Origin of the sequence: uncultured Methanobrevibacter sp., from assembly GCF_947166415.1 — an archaeon.
Lineage (GTDB): Archaea > Methanobacteriota > Methanobacteria > Methanobacteriales > Methanobacteriaceae > Methanocatella.
In genome coordinates this window covers 56,233-62,427 of sequence record NZ_CAMVEE010000006.1, presented here as the reverse complement: position 1 = coordinate 62,427, position 6,195 = coordinate 56,233, and the positions used below count along the sequence as shown (strand labels likewise).

Sequence of the window (6,195 nt, the reverse complement as noted above, 5' to 3'; positions counted from 1 at the left end):
CGTCTTGGTCGTCACTATCGTTCCATACTTTGGTTACGGTTTTGTTGGTAACTTCTGGTGTATGTGTGTTAGTGATTGTTAAGTTGTCCTGGTTGTATGTTTCTGTGTAGTTTGCCGGGACTGTTTCTTGGACGGTGTATTCGATTTCTGTACCGTGGTTGTAGTATACTGGTAAGTTTTCGAATGTGTAGGTCCAGGTTCCGTCAATTTCTGTTATTGTTGCAGTGTAGTTGTTACCATCACTGCCTTTTAAAGTAATTGATACGCTTTCTGGTCTTTGTCCGTCTTGGTCGTCACTATCGTTCCATACTTTGGTTACGGTTTTGTTGGTAACTTCAGCTTTGTGGGTGTTAATAGCAGTTAAGTTGTAGGCGGTATTGTTTGTGTATGTTACAATGTATTCCGGACTTAAATCGTTTTCTTGAATAGTGTATTTAATTGCTTTTCCTTGATCATTCACATCAAGGTTTTCGAAGGTATATGTCCAATCGTTAGCTTCGCTGAGTATAATTTGGCCCACATATTCTCCGTTAGCAAATAATTCAATTGTAACACTTTCTGGTCTAACACCGTCTTGGTTATCACTATCATTCCATTTCTTATTTACAGTAACATTGGTCACTTCAGCAATGTGAGTGTTTGTAATTGTGCAGTTATAATTATCTTTATAACTGTATGTTGCTGTATAATAATCGCTAAGATCCAACTCTTTAACAGTATAGGTAATTAATTCACCGTTTTCATTTCGGGTAGGTAAATTCTCGAAAGTATATGTCCAACCGTTAGCTTCGTTCAAGTTTGTTTGATTAACTTCATTATCATCTGCAAGTAAGGCTACAGTTACGTTTTTTTGCCTGAGGCCGTCTTGGTCGTCACTGTCATTCCATGTTTTATTCACAGTAAAATTGACTGATGGCGGTCTTTCTATAACATGTAATATTACAATGTTAGAGTGAGATTCAAAATTATGCTCGCCAGTAGTCGAATTAAGATATTCTGGATACCACGCTTTAAAGTAATAAGTACCTAATTCACCAGGAGTGAAAATAATGCTTCCACCCGGTTCGCTAGTACCTGTATGATATATAATATCCAAGTCGTTTACAGCGGAATTATTATAATAGACTATACCATTTGTAATAATTTCACTGATTTCCGGGAAGTGAGTAACAATAGCATGCAAAGTAGCACTATCCCCTAGATAAATTGTGTCTTCAAATTTATCATTAACCCATAAAGTAATATTAGTTGAATTTGCAACCGTAATTACGCCTGGAATTTTAATAGGTGGACCATGGTTACGATTTGTTTCAAAGGCAGCATTTGCTGTTGTTGCAGCAATTCCTGTGAATTTTTCAACACAGATCCATTGATATTCCTCACCATTTCTCCTTACTACATCGATATAATCGTCAGTAGCGGGGATTTCCTCATCACCAATAAACAATTTTCCATGCAAATCCTTAAATTCAGTTTCCCAACCGTTCAAAATAAGGTACATAGTTCCATCTTCAACAGCGGTCCAATATAAATCTATTGGGTGGTTTGGATTAGCTCTATATGCGAATCCTCCTGAAATCTCCCTGAAATGGGATAAGAATTCAAGGGCATCAGCTTGTGGAGTATGGGATACACCATGTTCATCTAATAATGTAAAATGGTGGTTGTCACTATAATTCTTATCAGGTTCGAACATGTCGATCATGGTTTCATCAGGGTGTTCGTATGAAGTACCAAGTATATCCTGTGTTTCCGCAGGTTCAACCGTTACAGCAGATAATATCTCTTCGGAATTAGCAGAGTCAATTGAATCATCAACAGAGTCAATTTCAACTTCTTGTGTTAAAATTGAAACATCATCACTTGATGACTGTGTTTCAGCAGCTATATCCCCTTGATTAATTACATCAACAGCGCTTACTGATGCAACTGTTATAAATAAAAGGAACATAACCATTGAAATTATTAAATTTCTCTTGCTAATCAGTTTCATTTAATTTTTCTCCAGTCTAATTTCATGATAAAAACAACTTTTATAACCGTACGAGCATATTTTTAATCAAATTTCAATTAGAATATCTATAGATTAATAGCCAAATCGAATCATCTCATAAAAATACATGACAATCATATAATTGTAATTATCAGTTGTTATATCTTTTTTAAAACAAATAAATACTTATTGGTATATTTATTTTACATTACTCATATTTTATAAAAACTCTTATATATTTTAATAAATTTATTACATTATTTTATATTTTTGATAAATTTTACTTGAGTAAATATTTTTTAGGAAATAGTGATATTACTATTTGTGAAAAATTTATTAAAAAATTAAAAATTGAAGAAATTACCTTTTTTCCACAACGTGATGTATATGTGTTACTTAACTTTCAATACTTCTCAAAAAAACTCCAAATTAACTAAATTTTATATATAAAAAGAACGTATATTTTATGTAATAATATACAGTAAAAAAGAAAAGATACGATGTATTTATATACTAAAAAAATCAATAATATAACAAGGGTTTGAGTAAATATATTTAGGAGGCAAAAAGCTTATGATTGAAGTCGATGAGCTAACGGACTACCTAGATGAATACTTAGAAGAAAAGCAAGAAGTAAAAAACTTGACTCAGGAAACAATAAAAAAACAGACATTTAATATATCCAAATTCATTGAATTTCTTGAAAATGAGGGAATAGATGAACTGAACAGCAGCAATGTCAAAAAGCAATTGAGACAGTACCGTAGACATTGTTTGAAGCAGCGTGGAAACAAAAGGACAACCGTCAAGACATATATGATGAACATTCTGGAATTCATCAATTCAGAAGATGTTCAGGAAGAAATCCAGCATGATCCAATCAAAATGAAGGATATCATTGAAGTAAAGGCGGAAGATCCAGAGACTGCCAAAAAAAGAATTGAAAAGATTAGTCTGACAAGGGAACAAAGCTCATTTTTCCTAGATACTATTGAACAGAGTGGAAACAAGAGAGATTACGCAATTTGCAGAACTTTCATCGATTCTGGAATGAGGCTTAAGGAACTGGTATTGCTGAACAAGGAAGATATCCAAGTGCCTCTTGATGAAAAAGGGTTTTACATACTTCCAAAGGACTCCAATGAGTTCATTGATATCAATCTGCGTGCAGAAACTACAAAAGGGGAATTGAAGGACCGTACTACTTTCATCACCTACGATACATTGGTTTCAATAAATGACATGATTTATGATCGCATCACAAAACTCAGGAAAAACACAAATGATGTTTACAGGCCAGTGATTCAAAGGAACAAGGCTGCTGAAGAGGTTACTAGAGAAGAACTCTTTACCAATATAAAAGGAAAGAGAATTGGTAAACGTGGAGTTCAGGATATCGTAAAGAAATATGCAAATCTCACCAATGATAGAATCGAAGCCAACAACATTGATTGTCCGGTAGATTACAGCAAAAATGTCAGTGTGCATATCCTCAGACACACCGCTTTAAGCCATTATGCTGAAATTCTGACAGTTGCTGAGGTTCAAACCATCGCAGGACATTCAAACAGCCAAACTACTGACAAATATATACATGTTGACAGAGAACAAATGAAACAAAAATTAAAAGCCAATAATAATAAGTTTATCATTTAACTTTTTAGTTTTGGCGATTAATTTTTCTTAATTTTGAAATTAGAATAATTTAAATAGTATTTGTTTAAAATATATATAATATTATTATATATTAACTTATTATTTGGGATTCTATGAGGTTAAAGGGAAAAATTTTCATATTAAGTGTTTTTTTGATTTTTTTATCACTTCTATGCGTCTGTGCATCTGATAATAGTCAAAATGTCTATGATATCAACTATATTTTGGAAAATACCAATGCATCTGACATGACTGGTTGTTGTTCTGTTGTTTTGCAGCTGGATGGAAACGACACTATCATGTCATTCAGAAGAGATGCAAACCTAACAGCCGACATAACTGTGGAATATATTGATTGGCACGGCACTCCTGCCATGAAACAATATAAAACAGAAGGAGGGTATTTCTGTCAGGTAATCATAACCGAAGATGGTTGGGTTATTGGTTACGGAGGTAAAGACGACGGTGATGATAACAAGAAGATTGAAGAAATTACTTCAGAAATGATTTCCGATGACAATTCAATCTCTGAAGACGGTTTAATTAAAATTCAGGAGATTAAAAAGAGATACAAAATAGGACATGTTGTCATTAAAGCTCCAAATGGAAATTATGGTATTGCTACTGCTACAACCCATTTTACTGGAAAATTGAATCCTGGAGACTATGTATCCGTTCCAAATAACTATAATTACTTCCGATCAGGTAATATTTCCCTCAATTCTCAAAACAAAATTGGAACTATGACTGAATTGGCCGCTTCAGACATGTTTGGACTTGCCAGAAGGGATATTACTACATTTTATTATCACCATGTTGATAATGAGACATATAAAGGTAATATCATTGATGCTTATATATCCAATGATGACGGATCCATGTATGCAATGAACTGTCGAGATAAAGTGGATAACGTTTATTTCAATAATACTCTTTTTCCAGCTGAAAATATTCCAATTGCTCCGAATTACAAAAGCTTAGGAACAATGGCATTTCCTGATAATGGTTTCCGCGCTCCAAAAATATTGATTTTAACTACACTTGTACTATTTGCAATTCTCGTTGGATTGTTGTATGTTCTAGTTTCAAAAGTTGTCCAAAATATGAGATACCATAATAACAGACGACGATAAAATTTATTAATTTCCATATTTTTTATTAAAAAATAACAAAATTGATGAAAATACTATAAATCAATCGATTGATATATATGGAGCAGTTGATTTATAACACTTTCTCAATATTACTTGAGCACTAGTGGTAAAATATGTATAATATATACTTTCTGTATTTACAGAAATAGGTTAAATACATACTTTCCTTATTAGAGTATAATACTCATATTACTATTAATCATATAATAAGTAAATATCTACTTATAATATTAATAGTATTATGTCTATTAGTGCCTTAATATCTTATTTTATATATTTATATTATTTAAGTATAATATACGGAAATACAATTCCGACTACTGTAATATTACACTAACAGTAATTCCACTAAAAATAAAGAATAGGGGAACATGTTTTTTAATATAAAAGATTACTCAATGGCGAAATAGAAAAATAAGGTTTGATTTGGCAATGTTAAAAATATTATTAAAGTATCTTTATTTTTTCACCAAAACAATCCTTTATATCGTTTAAATTATTAAATTTTATTTTTCTTTTTAATAATTATAAATTTTACAGAAATTTATTTGAAATAATAATCCAAATATTAAATTTCATCAATTGTTGATTGTGATCACAGTACTGTTCAACCCTAAAACCCTGGAGTAATCAATTTTTTCTGCAATTTTATTTAAAACACTTATATTATCAAATTGAAGCTCAGCATTTTCGACAACTGGATTGAAGTCAATACCATTATCTTTTACTGCAATTAGAATATTATCCTCATTTTTTCTAACGATAACATCTATAGCATCAACACTTTCATTGATATTTATGATGTTTACAATCATTTCCTCAATAGCCAAACTAACTAAAGTGGCTGATTTATTGCCTTTCAGGTAATCCTGAACTTCACGTGACAAATTAATAGCCTCTTCAACATTGCCTTGAATGGTATGTTCAAATACTCTTGCATCATCGTTGTGTTTGTTGATGAAAAATCCTGTGTATTCCCCATTGGTCTTTTTGTTGAGAAGTCTTGAATAAATGAAGATGAAGAGTATTGTTAATGCTTCTGCAATTGCAAATGAAATCCAAATTCCATCTGCTCCAAACACATAGGTTAATATGATTGCAAGGGAAATTGGTAATACAAGACCTTCAAGAAACGAAATAATTGTGACAATTGATTTTTCTGAATGGCTTGAGCATAAAATGTATACATGAATGTAATTGCAGTTCCGAAATAGCTTATTGCGAATATCCTTAATGCATTCAATACGACAGGAATATGAGTTACATTTTTAACGCTATACAAGAACAATATTGCTTGAGGATAAACAATCAGCAAAACGGAAAGTGCCAAGCTTGAAACCAATACAATTTTCAATGATCTTTTAACTGAAGCTAAGCGCTGGAGCCTACCTT

Annotated in this window: 5 protein-coding genes; 2 read left to right on the top strand and 3 right to left on the bottom strand. The window is 32.0% G+C overall.

The annotated features are described in order from the left end of the window. Nucleotides 1-1,993 (bottom strand): Cna B-type domain-containing protein (locus Q0W25_RS02190; RefSeq protein ID WP_298518375.1); only part of this gene is annotated, 1,993 nt, incomplete at its 3' end. A 573-nt stretch (nt 1,994-2,566) separates the two neighbouring features. On the opposite strand from Q0W25_RS02190, the gene Q0W25_RS02185 reads away from it, so the two are divergent. Together Q0W25_RS02185 and Q0W25_RS02180 are read left to right on the top strand one after the other, a co-directional pair. Further along, on the top strand, nt 2,567-3,649 hold the full coding sequence (locus tag Q0W25_RS02185; protein ID WP_298518372.1) for a tyrosine-type recombinase/integrase: 1,083 nt from the start codon (nt 2,567-2,569) through the stop codon (nt 3,647-3,649). Nucleotides 3,650-3,801: 152 nt separating this feature from the next. Continuing rightward, a complete protein-coding gene (locus tag Q0W25_RS02180) occupies nt 3,802-4,782 on the top strand; it encodes a hypothetical protein (protein ID WP_298518369.1) in 981 nt (326 codons plus the stop codon). 599 nt (nt 4,783-5,381) lie between these two features. On the opposite strand, the gene Q0W25_RS02175 is transcribed toward Q0W25_RS02180, so the two are convergent. Together Q0W25_RS02175 and Q0W25_RS02170 are read right to left on the bottom strand one after the other, a co-directional pair. Further along, nucleotides 5,382-5,885, bottom strand: a complete 504-nt coding sequence (locus tag Q0W25_RS02175) for a hypothetical protein (protein WP_298518366.1) — start codon at nt 5,883-5,885, stop codon at nt 5,382-5,384. 5 nt (nt 5,886-5,890) lie between these two features. After that, the gene (locus Q0W25_RS02170; RefSeq protein ID WP_298518364.1) at nt 5,891-6,157 is read right to left on the bottom strand and encodes a hypothetical protein; all 267 of its coding nucleotides are present in this window, start codon (nt 6,155-6,157) and stop codon (nt 5,891-5,893) included. Between the last annotated feature and the right edge of the window lie 38 nt (nt 6,158-6,195).